Source organism: Amycolatopsis sp. NPDC039088, assembly GCF_055598845.1.
Map to the genome: position 1 here is coordinate 1 of NZ_JBVKAE010000058.1, position 17,809 is coordinate 17,809.

A 17,809-nucleotide genomic window follows, 5' to 3' on the forward strand; every position below is an offset into this window, starting at 1 on the left:
AGAACCCTACTTCGCACTCACGACCCGCTCGCGAAACCACGCATACCGCCCAAGTTGGACACTTACCCGTGCAAATAGGGTCCTTTGTGGACAGAGCAGTCGCCGTCCCCGCTCCCGTCAGCCGGTCCGGACCCACGCCGGGGCACGCCACGTTTGGGTTACCTCTCAATAGAGGACTAAATGCGTTCTACTGGCCGGGGACCAGGGCGCGCAGCTGCTGGACCTCGCCGGTGCGCGAGTCCATGACCCGCTGGGCCAAGGCCTTCGACTCCGGGTTCTTGCCGTCCTTCAGTTCGGTCCTCGCGAGCGCGACCCCGTTGTGCTGATGCGCGACGAGGATGTCCACGAAGTCGAGGGTGAAGTCCCTGCCATCCTTTTTGGACAGTGCTTCGAGAAGGCCCTTGTCCGTGAGCCCGTCGCCACCGTGATGGTGGTGCGCGTGCGGATCCATCGAGCCCGTCTCGGGTTTGCCCCAGGACTTCAGCCAGTTCCGCATGTCGGAGCTCTCGGTCTGCTGCGTCGCCTCGATGGCGGCCGCGAGATCCTTGAGCGGCTGTTGCTGCCCCTGTTTCGTCTGCACCAGCTTGACGATCTCCACGCCCTGGTTGTTGTGGGCGATCATCATCTGCAGAAACATCACGTCGGCGTCGTTGTACTCCGCGGACGCCGGGGCGCCCGTCGCCGACTGAGGAACCGGCGAGATCGGGGCACCGGCGGTGGTGGGGGAGCCATCACCGGTCCCGCAGCCGGCGAGGGCCACGAGACCGGCGACGAGTATCAGGCCGAACTTCACTGCCGGGTCCACAATGCCGGGGTGTTCGGCGGTTCCCAGCCTTGGATCGCGGTATGCGCCAGCTGGCAGCGATAGGACGCGCCGCCGTAGGTCACCGTGTCGCCGACCGAGTAGGCCGTCCCGGCCGCCCAGGTGCCACCCGCGGGCGGAGTGGTGGTGCTGGTCGGGGGATTCGACGTGCTCGGCGGGTTGCTGGTGGTCGGCGGATTGCTCGTCGTCGGCGGGTTCCCGCCGCCGATCTGCAGGTCGATACAGCTGTAGAAGGCCATCGGCGTGTCCGCGATGTTCCAGATGGCGAGGACCTTCTGGCGGCCGCTGAAACCGCTCAGGTTCACCGTGTGCGACGTCGGGTCCTTCGGCGCGGAGTTGTTGCCGCTGATGTCGGCGACCTTGGTGCCGCCGATGTAGTACTCGTAGTTCGTGGTCCGGTGGTAGGCGGTGAACTTCCAGTTGAAGGTCACGCTGGTGCCGACCGAGGCGGCGGGCCACGACTTCGATTCGTCGTTGAGCTGCGCGAACTGCGGAAGTCCGCCGTTGCAGCTGCGGAGCCCCTTGGGGCCTTCGACGCTCTGCGGTTCATAGACGATGCTGCCGCACCCGGAGACCTTGCCCTGTGCGCAGTTCGCCTGACGGCTGGGTGGGGACAGCACGTAGCCGTGCGCGCTGGCCACCTGCGGGATGGCCACGATGGCGATCGGCGCGAGCACCGCACCGGCGGCGGCTGCCATGAGCTTACGTTTGACGGTCATGCCGGCTCCTGGGATGGAACGACGGTGTTCCCGTGGCGGGGAGCAATGTGGTCTAGACCATAGATCCGCCGGTGACCAACGGTCAATGATTCACTGACCTACTGCTGCGTAGAGCCCAGGTGGAACAGCCGATCGGCCTAATACGAAGGAACCGCCGGGTCAATCCAGGGTGAAGGGGTCGTACTTGATCCGGGCCAGGTCCGTCCCGGTGGCGAGCAGTTTCGCGATCGTCGCGCGGATCATCGACGGCGAGCCGGCGACGTAGACGTCGCGGTCCTTCCAGTCGCCGCGTTGCGTGACCGCCATGGCCAGGGTGCCGCGGTCGCCGCCGGGAATGGTGCCTTCCTCGGTCACCGGGGTCACCGTGAGCCAAGGGCACGTGACGGTCAGCCCGCGAAGGTCGTCGAGGGCGTAGAGGTCTTCCGGCCGCTGACCGCCGAAGAACAGGTGTACCGGCGGATTGTGCCGCCAACGCGACATGTCGTCGAGCAGGGCGAGCAGTGGCGCGATCCCGGTACCACCGCCGATCATCAGCAATGGACGGCTTTCCGTGTGGTGCACCGAAAGCGCGCCGAGCGCGGGACCGATGCGCCAGACGTCGCCGACCCTGGTGTGGTGGACGATCGCGCGCGAGACCCAGCCACCGCGCACGGCGTGCACGTGGAACTCCAGCGTCCCATCGTCGTGCGGTGCCGTCGCCGGTGAGAAGTACCGCCACATCCGGGGGCGTTGCGGGACTTCGACGCTGACGTAGCCGCCGGCCCGGTACGGCAGTGGCTGATCGGTGCGCACCTTGATGACGGCGACGTCGCGGGAGGCACGGCGGTGTTCGACCACCGTCGCCTTCCACCACGCGGGCCCGATCTCCTTGCCGGCGGCCTCGCGCATGCTCTTCGAAATGACGCCGTACGCGGTGACCCAGGCGTCCTCGACCTCGGGCGTCCAGTCGTCCTTCAAGAACCGTTTCAGCGCGGTGATCAGCGCGACGCCGACGGCGTCGTAATGGCGGCCGAGGACGTCGAACTTCCGGTGGTCCCGGCCGAGTTGACCGAGGAAAGTGGCCAGTTCGTCGGGCCGGTCCACCATCTGTACGACGTAGACGAGTGCACGCAGCAAACGATTTCGCTGCGTGGCCATGTTGATCGGGAACAACGCCCTGGCGTCCGGCGAAACCGAGAAGAGCACCCCGTAGAAGTACTGGGACAGCTCCTCGGCTTTCGTTTCGACGGAGGCGAAACTCTCCCTGATGAGTTTGGCCATCTGGACGGTCTTGTCCGCCGCCGGCGCTTCGATCAGCGGCGGAACGGGAACCGGTGGCGAAGATCTCGACGAACCAGCCGGATGTTCGTACTTCACTGTTTCGGCAGTCATGGGTGAACGATTTTCTCCAGTTGGATCGGGCATATTCTCCAGACCCGATGTCATCGTGCTCGTGTTCCCCCGAAGGTTCACGACTGTATGCCCGACCTTCGCAAAAGGATCCAGGAATCGTTGTTTCCCGCTCGAACGGAGCAAACGGTGTACACGCCGTAAACCCCATCTGTCACACGGTAAAGGTGATCATGTGACGCGGTTTTTCGTTGTCCACCAGTGCTTTTCGCCAGTTCGACACGAAAACGTGATCCGCCGATCGGGTGGTGCTTCTCCGTGATTACCGAGTCGCGTAACGGTACGCCGACGCCGACTGATCCCTATTGTGGAATCGCATTCGAACGCCAACCGGAAAGGCCTGCTAGTCGATGGTGAAGGGGTCGTACGCGATCTGGTCGAGCGCGCTGCCCGCGACCAGCATCCGGGATACCGTCGCCCGGATCATCGTCGGCGAGCCGGAGACGAGAATCCGGTGGCCGGGCCAGGATCCGTACTGGGTAACGGCTTCCGCGAGCGTGCCCTGTTCGCAGCCGGGGGCTTCGTCACCGCGTTCGACCACCGGGGTCACGGTGAGCCACGGGTTCGTGGCGGCGAGGGCGCGCAACTCGTCGAGGTCGTAAAGGTCCTCACGCGACGGTCCACCGTAGAACAGCCAGACCTTCGGGTTCTCGCCCCACTGCGCGAGGTCGTCCAAAATGGCGCGCAACGGCGCGACACCGGTGCCGCCCGCGATCATCAGCACGTCGCGGCCGTCGGTCCGGTCGACCGAAAGCCTGCCGAGTGGCGGGCCGAGCCGCCAGACGTCACCGGGCTGCGTGTGGCTCACGATGGCGCGGGACACCCAGCCGCCGTCGACGGCGCGCACGTGGAACTCGATGCCGCCGTCCTCGCGCGGCGCGTTCGCCGGGGAGAGGTAGCGCCAGAGCCTCGGCCGCTGCGGCACTTCGACACTCATGTACTGGCCCGGCTGGTACGGCACCGGGAATTCGGGCTGGACGCGGACCAGTGCGAGGTCCCAGGTGAGCCGCCGATGCTCCAGTACGGTGGCCGACCACGACGCGGGGTTCACGTCGGCCGCGGCGGCCTCCTGCATCGCGCGGGCGACGATGGTGAACGCCTCCGCCCAGGCCCGTTCGACCTCCGGTGTCCAGTCCGGACCGAGATGGTTCTTGAGCGAGGCGAGCAGTGCCGTGCCGACGGCCTCGTAATGCCGGGGGATGACACCGAACTTGCGGTGGTCGCGGCCGAGCTGGGTCAGGAACGGCACGAGATCGTCCGGCCGGTCGACCATCTGGACGATGTGGACCAGCGCGCGCACCAGCCTGCCGCGCTGGACCTCCATGTTGATCGGGAAGAAGTCCCGGGTGGCGGGCGCGAGGGTGAACAGCATGCCGTAGAAGAACTGGGAGATCTCCGGGATGAACGGCTCCGACTTCGCCCAGGTGTCGCGGATGAGCCGCACCATCGCGGTGACCGCCGGCGGGGCTTCCCTCGGCGCCGAGGACCGGGGAACCGGGCTGACCGCGTCGGCTGTCACGGGCTGGGGGTCGCTGATCGGGAAGTGCATACCGGAAGCGGATTCCGATGGTTCACGAACGGGGGACGACTGGAGAAGAATTCACGGATCATTCACCTCTCCGGTCAGTGGCTGTCGGCCGGTCGGCTTGGTTCCGGCTCGTCCGCGAGACTAGCTGCCGAGAGGCCTTTTGCCCGCATCGTTGCTCCGGACGGGTGTAGCCGAATCCCGGGGCGAGTGGGCGATCTCACGAGGTAAACAGTTGTCTTACGCAAGCTTCGCCGAATAAAGTTGTACTGTACAAGTAGCCGGGAGGCATCGATGAGCTCCGCCGACGACGCCAGGGTCGAACTGATGCGTGAGCTGAAGGCCGCCTCCCAGCTGCAGCACGCCTGGATCATGCAGGCCTGGCAGGACGAGCCCGGTCTGCACCCGGCCGCCGCGATGCTGTTGTCCGACCTGGCGAAGCACGGTGAAGCGCGACCCTCCGAACTGGCCAAACGGCGCTTCGTGGACCTTTCGGTCGTAAGTCGGCAAATCTCCCAGCTGTCCGCGGCGGGGATGGTCGACCGCCGCCCCGCGCCCGAGGACGGCCGTGCGTCGATCATCAGCATCTCCGAGCGGGGCCGGGCGGAACTGAACCACCGGCGGGCCGGTTATCTCGCGTTCATGGAGCGTGCGCTCGGTGACTGGGACGAGGAAAAGGTCCTCGAGCTGACCACCCGCCTCGCCGAGATGAACGCGGACATCCGCGCCGTCTTGTCCGTGCCGGCGTGCGAGGTCTGACACCACCCCTTACTACCCGCCGGTCTTGACTGAACGGCCCTTTCGTAGCGCTGTCACCCCGGTAACGTCGGTGTTCGTGCGAAGCAGGGTCGCGTTGCTGGTCGCTTTGGGAATCGACAACTTCGGCTCGGGGCTCTTCCTCCCGCTCGGCCTCGTCTTCGTCATCCGTGTGGTCGGTCTGCCCCTCGCCCAAGCGGGGGCGGCGGTCACTCTCGGTGCATTGGCCGGTCTGCTCGTCCCCGCGCTCGCGGGGCGGCTCGTCGATCTGTTCGGCCCGCGCACGGTGATGATCTGCTCCCATCTGCTCCAGGCCGCCGGGGTGGCCGCGTACCTGCCCGCCGCCGGCTTCACCGGGGTCGTCGGCGCGTCGGTCATGCTCGCGGCCGGACAGCAGCTGTTCTACAGCTCGCAGTTCTCCCTCATCGCCGACGTCGCGGGCGAAGGCCCCAAGGACCGGCCGTTCGCCGAAGCCGCGATGGTGCGCTCCGCGGGCTTCGGCCTCGGCGGGCTCGCGGCGGCCGGGCTGCTGGTGTGGATCGGACGCGAGGGTCTGTACGCCGCCGTCATGGTCGACGTCTTCACGTTCGTCGTCGCCGCGGCCATCCTCGCGACGCTGGTGCCGCCGCTCCCGCGGCACACCCGGCGGATCTCGGGGCCGGCCAGGGTCTGGCGCAACCGCCCCTACCTCGCGCTGATCGTGTTCAGCGGGCTCTTCGCGCTCACGATGGACTTCTTCCTCATCGGGATGCCGGTGTACGTCTTCAACTCGTTGCAGGGGCCCCGGTGGCTGCCCGGCGCGATCATCGCGCTGCTCACCGTCGTCACCAGTCTGGGTGGTGTCGTCGCGCTGCGGGTCACCCGGAAGCTGACCCGGATCGCCGCGATGCGCGCGGGCTCGGCGTTGTTCGCGGTGTGGTGCCTGGCCTGCCTCGCGGTGGTGTTCGTGCCGAAGGTCTTCCAGCCCGTTTACCTGCTCGGCGCGACCCTCGTGCTGGCCGCGGGCGATCTCGCGTTCGGCCCCCGCTCCGGGGCGCTGGCCGAAGCCGCGGCGCCGCCGGAGGCGCGGGGGCGGTATCTGGCGGCCTTCCAGTACGCGTTCACCCTCGCCGCGGTGATCGCTCCGACCGTCGTCGCGCTGTTCTCCGTGGCAGTCTGGATCCCGTGGGTGCTCGTGGCCGCGTGCGCCTGCGCCGCCGTCGTCGGTCTCGGGCGGGTGGGGCCGCGCCTCCCCGCCGAAGCCGTCTCGCCGGGCGGGGGCTGACCGATTCAGGGTTGAGCGGAACAGACTCAACTTTTCTGACGTTGTACCTGTCGACAAGCTATCGCAGGACCTAGTACGAGGTGAGGGATGGACGCTTTCAACCCGACCACGAAGACCCAGCAGGCGATCTCGTCGGCGGCGCAGGCGGCCACGATGGCAGGCAACCCGCATGTGGCGGCCGCGCATCTGCTCGGCGCACTGCTGGCGCAGGGTGAGGGACTCACCGCACCGCTGCTGACCGCGGTCGGGGCCGACCCCGCGCAGGTGCACAAGGAGCTGGAGCCGCTGATCGCGGCGCTGCCGTCGGCGACCGGCGCCACCGTGTCGAGCCCGCAGTTCGACGCGCACGCGGTCAAGGCGCTGACGCACGCGCAGAAGCTCGCGACCGAACTCGGCGACGAGTACGTCTCGACGGAGCACCTCCTCGTCGGTCTCGCCACCGAGGGCGGCCCGGTCGCCGACCTGCTCAAACGGCACGGCGCCACCCCGGACGCGTTGCGTGACGCGTTCGCCAAGGTCCGTGGTTCCGCGCGGATCACCAGCCCGGACCCGGAGAGCACGTTCAAGGCGCTGGAGAAGTACGGCGTCGACCTGACCGAACGTGCCCGCGCGGGCGAACTGGACCCGGTGATCGGCCGGGACACCGAGATCCGCCGCGTCGTGCAGGTGCTCTCGCGCCGTACGAAGAACAACCCGGTGCTGATCGGTGAGCCCGGCGTCGGCAAGACGGCCATCGTCGAGGGGCTCGCCCAGCGCATCATCGCCGGTGACGTGCCGGAGTCGCTGCGCGGCAAGCGGGTCGTGGCGCTGGACCTCGGTTCGATGGTCGCGGGCGCCAAGTTCCGCGGCGAGTTCGAAGAGCGGCTGAAGGCCGTGCTCAAGGAGATCACCGACTCCGCGGGCGAGGTCGTCACGTTCATCGACGAGCTGCACACGATCGTCGGCGCGGGCGCGACCGGCGAGGGCGCGATGGACGCGGGCAACATGATCAAGCCGATGCTCGCCCGCGGTGAGCTGCGGATGGTCGGCGCGACCACACTCGACGAGTACCGCCAGCACATCGAGAAGGACGCCGCGCTGGAGCGCCGATTCCAGCAGGTGCTGGTCGGCGAACCGTCCACAGAGGACACCATCGGTATCCTGCGCGGACTCAAGGAGCGGTACGAGGTGCACCACGGGGTGCGCATCACCGACGCCGCGCTGGTGGCCGCCGCGACGCTGTCCGACCGCTACATCACCGCCCGGTTCCTGCCGGACAAGGCGATCGACCTCGTCGACGAGGCCGCGTCGAAGCTCCGCATGGAGATCGACTCGCGGCCGGTCGAGATCGACGAGGTCGAACGGTCCGTGCGGCGGATGGAGATCGAGGAGATGGCACTGTCCAAAGAGGACGATGTCGCCTCCAAGGAACGGCTCGCCGTGCTGCGCTCGGAACTTGCCGAGAAGCGGGAGACGCTGACGGCGCTGACCGCGCGCTGGCAGAACGAGAAGGGCTCGATCGAGCGCGTCCGTGAGCTCAAGGGGCAGCTGGAGCAGCTGCGCGGCGAGTCCGAACGCGCCGAACGCGACGGCGACCTCGGCAAGGCCGCCGAACTCCGCTACGGCCGGATTCCCGCGCTGGAGAAGGAGTTCGAGGCCGCGACGGCCGCCAGCGAGGTCAGCCAGCAGAACGTCATGCTGAAGGAAGAGGTCGGTGCGGACGACGTCGCGGACGTGGTCAGCGCGTGGACCGGCATCCCGGCGGGTCGGCTGCTGGAGGGCGAGACGGGCAAACTGCTCCGGATGGAGGAGGAGCTCGGCAAGCGGGTCGTCGGGCAGAAGGAGGCCGTGCAGGTCGTCTCGGACGCGGTGCGCCGCACCCGGGCGGGTGTCGCGGACCCCGACCGGCCGACCGGTTCGTTCCTGTTCCTCGGCCCCACCGGGGTCGGCAAGACCGAGCTGGCGAAGGCGCTGGCGGAGTTCCTGTTCGACGACGAGCGCGCGATGCTGCGGATCGACATGAGCGAGTACGCCGAAAAGCATTCGGTGGCCCGCCTGGTCGGCGCGCCTCCGGGTTACGTCGGCTACGACCAGGGCGGTCAGCTGACCGAGTCCGTGCGCAGGCGGCCGTATTCGGTGGTGTTGCTGGACGAGGTCGAGAAGGCTCACCCGGACGTGTTCGACGTGCTCCTGCAGGTGCTCGACGACGGACGGCTCACCGACGGCCAGGGCCGCACGGTGGACTTCCGCAACACGATCCTGGTGCTGACCTCGAACCTCGGCTCGCAGGCCATCGCGGATCCGACCCTCGACGAGCGGCAGCGCAACGACGCGGTGATGGCGGTCGTGCAGCGGCAGTTCAAGCCGGAGTTCCTGAACCGGCTGGACGACATCGTGGTCTTCCACGCGCTCGGCACCGACGAGCTGACGTCCATTGTGGACATCCAGATCGAACGGCTCGCCTCGCGGCTCTCGCGGCGTCGCCTGACCCTCGACGTCACCGCCGGGGCGCGCGAGTGGCTCGCGCTGAACGGCTTCGACCCGATCTACGGCGCGCGGCCGTTGCGGCGGCTGGTGCAGTCGGCGATCGGCGACAAGCTGGCGAAACAGTTGCTGGCCGGTGAGATCCGGGACGGCGACACGGTGCGGGTGGACATCCCCGCCCAGGAGGCGTCGGAAGCCTTGACGGTCACCCGGGTGGAATGACTATGAAAGGCCCTTTCCTTGCAAATTTCGCAAGGAAAGGGCCTTTCATGGCGTTGGCGACACAGCGATTTGTCGACCTTTCGAGCGTCTTCGGGGCGCGGCACCGAAAGGGGTGGCGCGACACGGCGCCCGGCGATCACGTCCGGTGAGCGCAGGGGGATACCCTGACGGTCGTGGGTATTCCGGCGTGGATCTGGTTCGTCGTCGCCGCCGTCGCCTTGGTGGCGGGGCTGGGGCTGCTCGCGGCCGACCGGGCGAAGGAGGGCTCGCGCAATCGCGAGCGAATGCGCTGGGCCGAGTTGCGCGGCTGGCAGTTCGTCGAGGAGGACGACCGGTTGCCGCGGCAATGGTCCGGTGGCGCCATCGGCTACTTCGGCGCGCAGGCGGCGGTCAACGTCGTGGCCGGGTCCACCTTCACCTCCGACGGGCGACGCCCCGTCTTCATCTTCGACATCGAGACCGAGGGCCAGATCCCGGCGGTCGTCGTCGCCGTGCGCTGCAACCGCGTGCACGAGGTCCCGCTGGAGATGTGGCTGTCCAGCGTGCCGTTCCAGCGCCAGGACATGCCCGAGATGCTCGGCCCGATCGGCCAGCGCTACGCCTTCGCGGACGATTCCGAGGGTGCCCGCAAGGTGATCACGCAGGAGCTCGTCGACGCGGCCGATTCGCTCGGCGGCGACGTCGGCGTGGCGTGGCTGGAGAACGAGTGGGTGCTCGCGAGCGTCGCCCCGAACGCGGGGCCGTCGCGGCTCGAGCGGCTGCTGCGCGACCTCGGCGAGATCGCCGACATCGTCGACCCGTTCGACGAGGAGTACAACAACACCCCGACCCCCGGCCGCCACTGGCAGGCCGAGGCCGCCGACGACATCGAGCCCCAGGCCTGAGCTAGTTCTGCTTCAGTTCGAGCGGCAGAGCGCCCGCGGTGACGCCGGTGTGAGCCGGCCGGTCGAACACCGTCAGGTCGAGCGTCCCGGACTGCGTCACGTGCCCGGCCTCGGCGGGATCGACGGTCGGCAGGATCCCTCGAACCGACGTCGACGTGGTCCCGTGGACTTGCGCGACCTCGTTGACGCCGAGGTCACCGCTGATCGTGTTCGCGCCGGAGCCGGTCAGCACGGCGCCGTGCTGCGCCAGATCCGCGTTCTGATCGGTGGTCACCAGGCCGGTCACCGGACCGGCGGTGCCGCCGAAAGCGTGTTCCTGGCCGAAGCCGGAGCCTGAGCCGGCGTCCAGGGGAAGAAAGCCGGTGAAGCGGCCACCGCCGTGCTGCGCCGAGGTCGCCCCGACGGTCGCGAGATTGCCGAGATCGACGGCGTGGCCGGATGACCGGCCTGCCTCCACCACTCCGCCGAGAACGCCGGAGAAGCCGCCGTCGAGCCGCGCGGCCCGGTCGAATTCGCCGCCCGCGTGCTGTTGGGTCTCGTTGATCACGCCGAACCCGGCCAGCGGATGGACGGCGTGATAGGTCCCCTCGGACGCGTCGATCGCTCGGCCGTCTTCGGCGACGAAGGACGGTGTGTCGGTGCGCGGGTCGAGGGCGGCCTCGGTCAGCCGCGCGCCGCTTCGCTCGAACTTGGTCTCGTTCCCGGCCACGACATTGCCGTCGGGGTCGACCTTCATCGTGTTCCGCTGGCCTTGCGTGACCGCCTGCGTGGTCTTCGAGGCGGTGAGCGCGCCGACGCGGTCCGGCCGGACGGTGGCGCCGCCGCGGGTCTCGACGCTCTCGCTCACCGATCGGCGGACATCCGCGACGACCTTCGCGTCGCCGAGGTCCTTGCTGTAGACGTTCCGCTCGGTGCTGTTCACGAACCCGCGGAGGACGGACGTGTCCCCTTCGCTGGTGACGCCGACACCGCGATCGAGGGTGCCTTCGCGCTTGTGGTCGAGAGGCAGCGGGATCGCCGGGTCGGTCTGGGCGGCGAGCGAGGTGGCCGGGCCGGCGAGCAACAACGCCAGCGGCGCGGCACCGGCCGCGACCTTGGGCAGATAGCTCGGCTTGCGCCTGCTGTGCTTCCCCATGGGGCGGGACGATACTTCCCGACCGAGGTCATCGCACGTCAGGTCCCCACTGAGGGTGACCTCCACCGCTCGTCGCCCGGCGAGAAAGCACCCGACTGGAGAGTAGGTTCGCGGTATGACACAAACCGCACTGATCACCGGCGCCACCGCCGGCATCGGCGCGCAGTTCGCGCGCAGGCTCGCCGCCGAGGCGTACGACCTCGTGCTCGTCGCCCGCGACGTCGACAGGCTGGAGGCCTTCGCCGCGGAACTGGTCGAGGCGCACGGTGTCGACGTCGTCGTCCTGCCTGCCGATCTGTCCGAAGTGGACGGACGCGAACTCGTCGAGGCCCGGCTGGCGGAAACGCCGGTCGATCTTCTGGTGAACAACGCCGGATTCGGTCTCAACGGTGATTTCTGGACCATCCCGCCGGACGCGCTGCAGCGTCAGCTCGACGTCAACGTCACCGCGGTCCTGCGCCTGACCCGCGCCGCGCTGCCCGCGATGATCGACCGTGGTGAGGGCGCGATCATCAACGTCAGCTCGGTCGCCGGGTTCTTCAGCGGACGCGGTTCGACGTACACGGCCAGCAAGAACTGGGTCACGTCGTTCACCGAGGGCATCGCGGCCTCGCTGCCGAAGGGCGTCCGCATGATGGCGCTCTGCCCCGGGTTCACCGCCACGGAGTTCCACGAGCGGGCCGGGCTGGACAGGCCAGGGCCCAAGGCGTTCTGGCTCGGCGTCGAGCAGGTCGTGGACGAGGCGCTCGCGGATCTGCGCCGCGGCAAGGTGATCTCGGTGCCGAGCCTGCAGTACAAGGCGATCGTCGCGGTCGGCGGACTGCTGCCGAGGGCGGTGCTGCGCAAACTCGGCGGCGGCTTCGGCGGCAAGGGCCGTACCTGAGTCGTGCCATCGGCGTTTGGAACCTCGCCGGGCGGGTAGGTACGGATCATGAAGTCAGCCCGCCTGATGGCCGGCGCGGTGGTGCTGGTCTTGGCCGCCTGCTCCACCGAGCCGCCCAACACCCCGCCGCCGGACTCTCTGTCGCCCACCGCGACGGAGCAGGGCAAAGGAAAGCCGGTGAACGCGATCCAAACGGCGGCGGGCGCCGTGCCCGACGGGCGGGTGTTCGATGTGGAGCCGTCGAACGAGGGCTGGGAGATCAAGGTCGCGTCGCACGGCCAGGAACACAAGGTGCGCGTGAGCCGGGACGGCGGTCAGGTCCTCGGCAAACAGCAGGCCGCCAAACCGAGCGACGACTTGGCGAAGATCGAACAGGCCGGTGTCGACGCGGTCAGGGCGCTGCAGTCCGCGCAGCAGCGCCAGCCTGGCGAGCTCGACGAGATGGAGATCGACTACGCCGCGGACGGTTCCTTGATCTGGGAGATCGGGCTTCGCGACGGCAAGGGCGTCGAGCACGAGGTCACTGTGGACGCCAAGACCGGCGAAGCCCGCTGAGCCGCTGAGGTAGGGCCTGCCCCACCGCCGAGACGCACGCTCGCCCCAGGGTGAATCCGACCTGGGATTCCTAGGGTTTTCCCCATGAACACTGGGTGGAACGGTGACGCGGTCCGGCTCGACGGCGTCCGCAAGGAGTACGGCAAGGGCGTCATCGCCCTGGACGGGGTGACGCTCGCGTTCCCGCGCGGCGGTTTCACCGCGGTGATGGGCCCCTCGGGCTCGGGCAAGAGCACTTTTCTGCACTGCGCGGCCGGCCTGGACCGGCCGACGTCGGGGTCCGTCGTGCTCGACGGGCAGGAGCTGGCCGGGATGAGCGAGACGAAGCTGACGAAGCTGCGCCGCGACCGGGTCGGCTTCATCTTCCAGGCCTTCAACCTGCTCCCGGCGCTGACCGTCGAGCAGAACGTCACCCTTCCGCAGCAACTCGCCGGGGCCAGGCCGGACCGCCGCGTCGTCGAGGAGATGCTCTCCCGCGTCGGGCTTTCCGGCCGCCGCAAGCACCTTCCCGGCGAACTTTCCGGCGGACAGGCACAGCGCGTCGCGATCGCGCGGGCACTGGTCACCCGGCCCGCGGTGGTCTTCGCCGACGAGCCGACCGGCGCACTCGACACGCGGACCGCCGCCGAGGTACTCGGGCTCCTGCGCGATTCGGTCCGGACGACCGGCCAGACCGTGATCATGGTGACGCACGACCCGATGGCCGCCTCCTACGCCGACCGCGTCATCTTCCTCGCCGACGGCCGGATCGCGGACGAACTGCACGCGCCGACCGCGGACGTCGTCGCAGAGCGCATGACCCACCTCGGTGCTTGGGGCAGCCGCGTCCGGGCAGGTGCGTGATGTTGCGCCTCGCCTTCCGGACCCTGCGCCTGCGCAAGGGCGGGTTCATCGGGACCTTCGTCGCCGTCTTCTTCGGCGCGCTGATCGTCGCCTCCTGTGGTGGCCTGATGGAGACCGGGATCCGCGGGAACGCGGAGCCACAGCGGCTCGCGGCCGCACCGATCCTCGTCACCGGCGGCCAGACCTTCGAACTGCCGAAAAAGGACCCGGCCACTCTCGACGCCGATGACCACGAGAAGTTCGAGACCGCGCGGCTCCCGGAACGGGTCCGCCTCGACAACGGCCTCGTCTCGCGGTTGCGTTCCGTTCCCGGCGTTTCGGACGTCGTCGGTGAAGTGAGCTTCCCCCTCGCCGCGGGCGGTCAGCGGGCTCTCGGCCACGCTTGGGATTCCGCCGCGTTGACGCCGTACGCGTTGACAGCGGGAGCCGCGCCTGGCGCGGGCGAAGTCGTCGTCGAGTCGTCGTCGGGGCTGAAGCCCGGCGACCGCGTCGACGTCGCCGCGCGCGGTGAGACCGAAACGTTCCGGGTCGCCGGCGTGGCCGGTGCGCCGCGCTCGATCACGCAGTCCGCCGTGTTCTTTTCCACCGCGGACGCCGCGCGGCTCTCCGGGTATCCGGGCAAGGCCGACGTCATCGGCGTCTTCACCGAACCGGGTGCCGACATCGAAGCGGTGCAGGCAAAGGTCGCCGAGGCCGCGGCCGGGGCGACCGTCCTGAGCGGTATCGACCGCGGTGTCGCGGAGTTCCCCGAGGCCGAATCGAGCGGGGCCGACCTGATCGTCATCGCCGCGGTGTCCGGCGGGCTTTCGGTGATGGTCGCGATGTTCGTCGTCGCCAGCACGCTGAGCCTGTCCACACAGCAGCGCTCACGCGAACTCGCGCTGATGCGGGCGATCGGCACGACCCCGCGCCAGCTGCGGCGCATGGTGCTCGGCGAGGCACTGGTCGTCGGCCTGCTCGCCACCGCGCTCGCCGCCGTCTTCGGCCCGTTCCTCGGCGAATGGATGTTCGGGCGACTCGTCGAAAACGGTGTCGTCCCTGAGGTTCTCCGGTTCTACCAGGGCTGGCTGCCGGCCGTGGTCGGCGCGGGCGCCGCGATGCTCGCGGTGTTCATCGCCGCCTTCGTGGCAGGCCGCCGGGCAGGCAGGATCCGCCCGACCGAGGCGCTCGCCGAGGCCGCGGTCACCCGCCGCTGGCTGACGCCGACGCGGGTCGTGCTCGCCGTCCTCTGTTTCGGCGGTGGCCTCGCACTGGCCATCGTGACCGTCGCGGTGATGACCGGCCCGATCGCGGCCAGCACCGCCGGACCCGCGGTGATCCTGTGGGCGCTCGGCGTCGCGATGATCACCCCCGGCGTCGCGAAGGTGATGACGGCGATCCTGCAGTGGCCGATGCGTCTCCTCGGCGGCATCGACGGACGGCTCGCCGTGCTCAACACCCGCGCCGGGATCGTCCGCGCGGCCGGTGCGGTCACCCCGATCATGCTCGCCGTCGGGATCGCGACCGCGAACATCTACCTGCAGACCACCCAGCAGGAACTGGCGAACCAGGCGTTCACCGAGGACGTCCGCGCCGACGCGGTGATCGGCTCGGTCGCCGGCGGGCTCTCGCCGGACCTGGTCCAGCGGATCCAGGCCGTGCCGGGGGTGGCCGGAGCGTCCGAGTACGTGACCACCGATGTGTTCGTCGAGAAGCCGTACGAACGCTCCGACGAGGGACGACCGGCGATCGGCCTCACCGCGTCCGGTGCCGGTGCGACCACCGACAAGAAGGTGACCCAGGGCGACCTGAAGTCGTTGACCGGCGCCACCGTCGCGCTCCCCGACGTCTTCGCGAAGGACTTCGGCCGCGGCATCGGCGACACGCTGAGCCTGAAGCTCGGCGACGGTACCCCGGTCGACGTCAAGGTGGTCGCGGTGACCAGTCAGCGGCCGGGCTTCGAGAGCCTGCTGCTCCCGGCCGAGCTCCTGGCGCCGCACACCACCGCCGGGCTCGCCCCGCAGATGCTGGTCCGTGCGGCTCCGGGCGTCGATTCCGCGACGCTGACCGAACGCCTTCGCGAGGCGACGGCCGGGCAGCCGGTGACCGTCGGCGACCGGGACGCGCTCGTCGCGGCGCACGCGAAGGACCAGGCCGTCGGCGCCTGGGTGAACTACCTGATGGTCGGGATGATCATCGCCTACACGGTGATTTCGGTGGCCAACACGCTGGTGATGGCGACGATGCGGCGGCGCCGCGAGTTCGGCCTCCAGCGGCTCACCGGCTCGACCAGGGCGCAGGTCCTGCGGATGGCCGGTTTCGAAGGCGGACTCGTCGTGCTGATCGGGATCGTGCTCGGCACCGTTGTCTCGGCGGGCGCCATCGTCCCGTTCTGCCTGGTGGCGACCGATTCCCTGCTGCCGATGGGCTCCCCGCTGATCTACCTGTCCATCATCGGGATCGCCGCGGTGCTCGCGCTGGCGGCGACCCTGGTCCCGGCCTGGGCGGCGACCCGAGGACAGCCCGTGGACGCCGCGACCACCGGCAGTGACTGAACACGCTGGGGCAAACACCCCGGGGACGCCCGCCGAGCCGTGTGTAAGACTCTCGGCCGTGGCGTACCCCGGGGTTGATCAAGCGGCGAAACTCGAACTGGCAAGGCTCGTCGGCGAATTGGCCGTCGTGCACGGCAAGGTGACGTTGTCTTCCGGCAAGGAAGCCGACTACTACATCGATCTTCGGCGGGCGACGCTGCATCACGCGGCCGCACCGCTCATCGGGAAGCTGCTCCGCCAGCTCACGCACGACTGGGACTACGTCGCCGCCGGCGGCCTGACCCTCGGCGCGGACCCGGTGGCGCTGGCCATGCTGCACTCCGCGGCCACCGACGGCGTCGTACTCGACGCGTTCGTGGTCCGCAAGGCGGTCAAGGAGCACGGCATGCAGCGCCGGATCGAAGGCGTCGAGGTGCTCGGGCAGCGCGTGCTGGCCGTCGAGGACACCTCGACCACCGGCGGCAGCGTGCTCACCGCCGTCGAGGCGCTTCGCGAGGCAGGCGCGAACGTGGTCGGGGTCGCGACGGTCGTCGACAGGGACACCGGAGCGCGCGAGGCCATCGAGAAGGCGGGCCTCGAATACCGTTACATTCTGAACAAGGACGACCTCGGTCTGTCCTGAGTAAAGCCTCCCAGAGGGGGCATCCTCCGTGAACGAACGGAGGATGCCCCTTTTTCGTGAGCGTTTCTCGATGCGAGAGGGGTAACGTCGCAGGTAGGGGAGTGAAAGGGGGCTTGAGGTGGCGGGTTTCCTGGCGAACGTGACAGTCGCGGTGCACATTTTCGCGCTGCTGTTCATCGGATTCGGTGGTTTTCTCGCGTGGCGGTGGCCGAAGGTGATCTTCGCGCATGTGTTCTTCGCCGCATGGGGTGTCCTCGTGAACGTCTTCCCGTGGCCCTGCCCCCTGACAGCGGCGGAGAACTACTTCCGCCACCAGCAGGGCCTCGGCGACCTGCCCGGCGGCTTCAACGCCTACTACCTCTACGACACGGTGTTCCCGCGCTCGTCCTTGCCGTTGGTCGTCGTGATCGCGATGGCGACGGTGATCGTCTCCTACGTCGGCACGGTCCAGCGCTGGCGTCACCGCGACCACGACGGCGACGCACCGGCGCACCGCGTCAGCATGGGCTGAGTGACAATCACTCGGTGACTGAGGAAGAGGTCGGCCCCACCGAATGGGTGGCGCGGGAAGAGGTCGGCGTCGGCCCGTGGGAGGGCGACTGGCCCACCGACGAACGGTACGACCCCGAACTCCTGGCTAACGGCGACCGCCGCAACGTCGTCGACCCGTACCGCTACTGGCGGCGCGAGGCCATCGTGTCCGATGTGGACGCCCGGCGGCACCCGTTCCACGTCGCGATCGAGAACTTCCAGCACGATCACAACATCGGCACCGTGGTCCGGACGGCGAACGCGTTCGCCGCGGCCGCCGTGCACATCGTCGGGCGGCGGCGCTGGAACCGGCGCGGCGCCATGGTGACCGACCGCTACCAGCACCTTCACCACCACGAGGACGTCTCCGGGCTGCTGACCTTCGCCGCCGAGGAGGGGCTCGCCGTGGTCGCCGTCGACAACACCCCCGGCTCGCAGCCCGTCGAGACCGCGGAACTGCCGCGCGAGTGCGTCCTGCTGTTCGGCCAGGAAGGCCCAGGGCTGTCGGCCGAGGCGCAGAAGACGGCGTCGCTGGTCGTGTCGATCGCGCAGTTCGGCACGACGCGCTCGATCAACGCCGGCGTCGCCGCCGGGATCGTCATGCATGCCTGGGTCCGGCAGCACGCCGACCTCACCCAGGCCTGGTGACTCCCGCGTTTCG

16 protein-coding genes are annotated in these 17,809 nt (G+C 69.0%); 11 read left to right on the top strand and 5 right to left on the bottom strand.

Features of this window, described 5'->3' with window-relative positions; translation table 11 throughout:
- Positions 1-187: 187 nt before the first annotated feature.
- The 4 genes from ACZ7KI_RS40525 to ACZ7KI_RS40540 all read right to left on the bottom strand — a co-directional run bounded on the left by ACZ7KI_RS40525 (position 188) and on the right by ACZ7KI_RS40540 (position 4,480).
- A complete protein-coding gene (locus ACZ7KI_RS40525) occupies positions 188-793 on the bottom strand; it encodes a DUF305 domain-containing protein (protein ID WP_470278313.1) in 606 nt (201 codons plus the stop codon).
- Entirely contained in the window at positions 790-1,542 is a 753-nt protein-coding gene (locus ACZ7KI_RS40530) for a lytic polysaccharide monooxygenase (RefSeq protein ID WP_470278314.1), read from the bottom strand. Before ACZ7KI_RS40530 ends, ACZ7KI_RS40525 begins: the two co-directional genes overlap by 4 nt.
- A 159-nt stretch (positions 1,543-1,701) precedes the next feature.
- On the bottom strand, positions 1,702-2,802 hold the full coding sequence (locus tag ACZ7KI_RS40535; protein WP_470278343.1) for a globin domain-containing protein: 1,101 nt from the start codon (positions 2,800-2,802) through the stop codon (positions 1,702-1,704).
- Positions 2,803-3,274: 472 nt separating this feature from the next.
- A complete protein-coding gene (locus ACZ7KI_RS40540) occupies positions 3,275-4,480 on the bottom strand; it encodes a globin domain-containing protein (protein WP_470278315.1) in 1,206 nt (401 codons plus the stop codon).
- A gap of 270 nt (positions 4,481-4,750) precedes the next feature.
- On the opposite strand from ACZ7KI_RS40540, the gene ACZ7KI_RS40545 reads away from it, so the two are divergent.
- From ACZ7KI_RS40545 to ACZ7KI_RS40560, 4 genes are all read left to right on the top strand, one after another.
- On the top strand, positions 4,751-5,215 hold the full coding sequence (locus ACZ7KI_RS40545) for a MarR family winged helix-turn-helix transcriptional regulator (RefSeq protein ID WP_470278316.1): 465 nt from the start codon (positions 4,751-4,753) through the stop codon (positions 5,213-5,215).
- 76 nt (positions 5,216-5,291) lie between these two features.
- A complete protein-coding gene (locus tag ACZ7KI_RS40550; protein WP_470278317.1) occupies positions 5,292-6,476 on the top strand; it encodes an MFS transporter in 1,185 nt (394 codons plus the stop codon).
- Positions 6,477-6,563: 87 nt separating this feature from the next.
- Complete coding sequence (gene clpB, locus ACZ7KI_RS40555) at positions 6,564-9,161, top strand: ATP-dependent chaperone ClpB (RefSeq protein WP_470278318.1); 2,598 nt, start codon at positions 6,564-6,566, stop codon at positions 9,159-9,161.
- A gap of 173 nt (positions 9,162-9,334) precedes the next feature.
- The gene (locus tag ACZ7KI_RS40560) at positions 9,335-10,045 is read left to right on the top strand and encodes a hypothetical protein (protein ID WP_470278319.1); all 711 of its coding nucleotides are present in this window, start codon (positions 9,335-9,337) and stop codon (positions 10,043-10,045) included.
- Between the two features lies 1 nt (position 10,046).
- Here ACZ7KI_RS40560 and ACZ7KI_RS40565 read toward each other — a convergent pair whose 3' ends face one another.
- Complete coding sequence (locus ACZ7KI_RS40565) at positions 10,047-11,180, bottom strand: hypothetical protein (RefSeq protein ID WP_470278320.1); 1,134 nt, start codon at positions 11,178-11,180, stop codon at positions 10,047-10,049.
- 115 nt (positions 11,181-11,295) lie between these two features.
- Here ACZ7KI_RS40565 and ACZ7KI_RS40570 point away from each other — a divergent pair, with 115 nt between their 5' ends.
- The 7 genes from ACZ7KI_RS40570 (at position 11,296) to ACZ7KI_RS40600 (ending at position 17,796) form a co-directional block, all read left to right on the top strand.
- Positions 11,296-12,063 carry an SDR family NAD(P)-dependent oxidoreductase gene (locus ACZ7KI_RS40570; RefSeq protein WP_470278321.1) on the top strand — a complete coding sequence of 256 codons (768 nt, stop codon included), beginning with the start codon at positions 11,296-11,298 and terminating at the stop codon, positions 12,061-12,063.
- A 48-nt stretch (positions 12,064-12,111) separates the two neighbouring features.
- Entirely contained in the window at positions 12,112-12,618 is a 507-nt protein-coding gene (locus ACZ7KI_RS40575; RefSeq protein ID WP_470278322.1) for a PepSY domain-containing protein, read from the top strand.
- An 84-nt stretch (positions 12,619-12,702) separates the two neighbouring features.
- Positions 12,703-13,461 (top strand): ABC transporter ATP-binding protein, encoded by a 759-nt coding sequence (locus ACZ7KI_RS40580; RefSeq protein WP_470278323.1) that lies wholly within the window; start codon positions 12,703-12,705, stop codon positions 13,459-13,461.
- Positions 13,461-15,995, top strand: coding sequence for an FtsX-like permease family protein (locus tag ACZ7KI_RS40585; protein ID WP_470278324.1), 2,535 nt, complete (start codon positions 13,461-13,463; stop codon positions 15,993-15,995). Before ACZ7KI_RS40580 ends, ACZ7KI_RS40585 begins: the two co-directional genes overlap by 1 nt.
- A gap of 58 nt (positions 15,996-16,053) precedes the next feature.
- Positions 16,054-16,617, top strand: a complete 564-nt coding sequence (gene pyrE, locus ACZ7KI_RS40590) for an orotate phosphoribosyltransferase (RefSeq protein WP_465500035.1) — start codon at positions 16,054-16,056, stop codon at positions 16,615-16,617.
- Positions 16,618-16,735: 118 nt separating this feature from the next.
- Positions 16,736-17,128, top strand: coding sequence for a DUF2784 domain-containing protein (locus tag ACZ7KI_RS40595; protein WP_470278325.1), 393 nt, complete (start codon positions 16,736-16,738; stop codon positions 17,126-17,128).
- A 14-nt stretch (positions 17,129-17,142) separates the two neighbouring features.
- Positions 17,143-17,796, top strand: coding sequence for a TrmH family RNA methyltransferase (locus tag ACZ7KI_RS40600; protein ID WP_470278326.1), 654 nt, complete (start codon positions 17,143-17,145; stop codon positions 17,794-17,796).
- The last annotated feature ends 13 nt before the right edge of the window (positions 17,797-17,809 follow it).

Coding starts and splice junctions, on each gene's coding strand:
- ACZ7KI_RS40585 (WP_470278324.1), top strand. CDS start 13,461: ATGTTGCGCCTCGCCTTCCGGACCCTGCGCCTGCGCAAGGGCGGGTTC.
- ACZ7KI_RS40535 (WP_470278343.1), bottom strand. CDS start 2,802: ATGGCCAAACTCATCAGGGAGAGTTTCGCCTCCGTCGAAACGAAAGCC.
- ACZ7KI_RS40580 (WP_470278323.1), top strand. CDS start 12,703: ATGAACACTGGGTGGAACGGTGACGCGGTCCGGCTCGACGGCGTCCGC.
- clpB (WP_470278318.1), top strand. CDS start 6,564: ATGGACGCTTTCAACCCGACCACGAAGACCCAGCAGGCGATCTCGTCG.
- ACZ7KI_RS40565 (WP_470278320.1), bottom strand. CDS start 11,180: ATGGGGAAGCACAGCAGGCGCAAGCCGAGCTATCTGCCCAAGGTCGCG.
- ACZ7KI_RS40570 (WP_470278321.1), top strand. CDS start 11,296: ATGACACAAACCGCACTGATCACCGGCGCCACCGCCGGCATCGGCGCG.
- ACZ7KI_RS40575 (WP_470278322.1), top strand. CDS start 12,112: ATGAAGTCAGCCCGCCTGATGGCCGGCGCGGTGGTGCTGGTCTTGGCC.
- ACZ7KI_RS40530 (WP_470278314.1), bottom strand. CDS start 1,542: ATGACCGTCAAACGTAAGCTCATGGCAGCCGCCGCCGGTGCGGTGCTC.
- ACZ7KI_RS40540 (WP_470278315.1), bottom strand. CDS start 4,480: ATGCACTTCCCGATCAGCGACCCCCAGCCCGTGACAGCCGACGCGGTC.
- ACZ7KI_RS40545 (WP_470278316.1), top strand. CDS start 4,751: ATGAGCTCCGCCGACGACGCCAGGGTCGAACTGATGCGTGAGCTGAAG.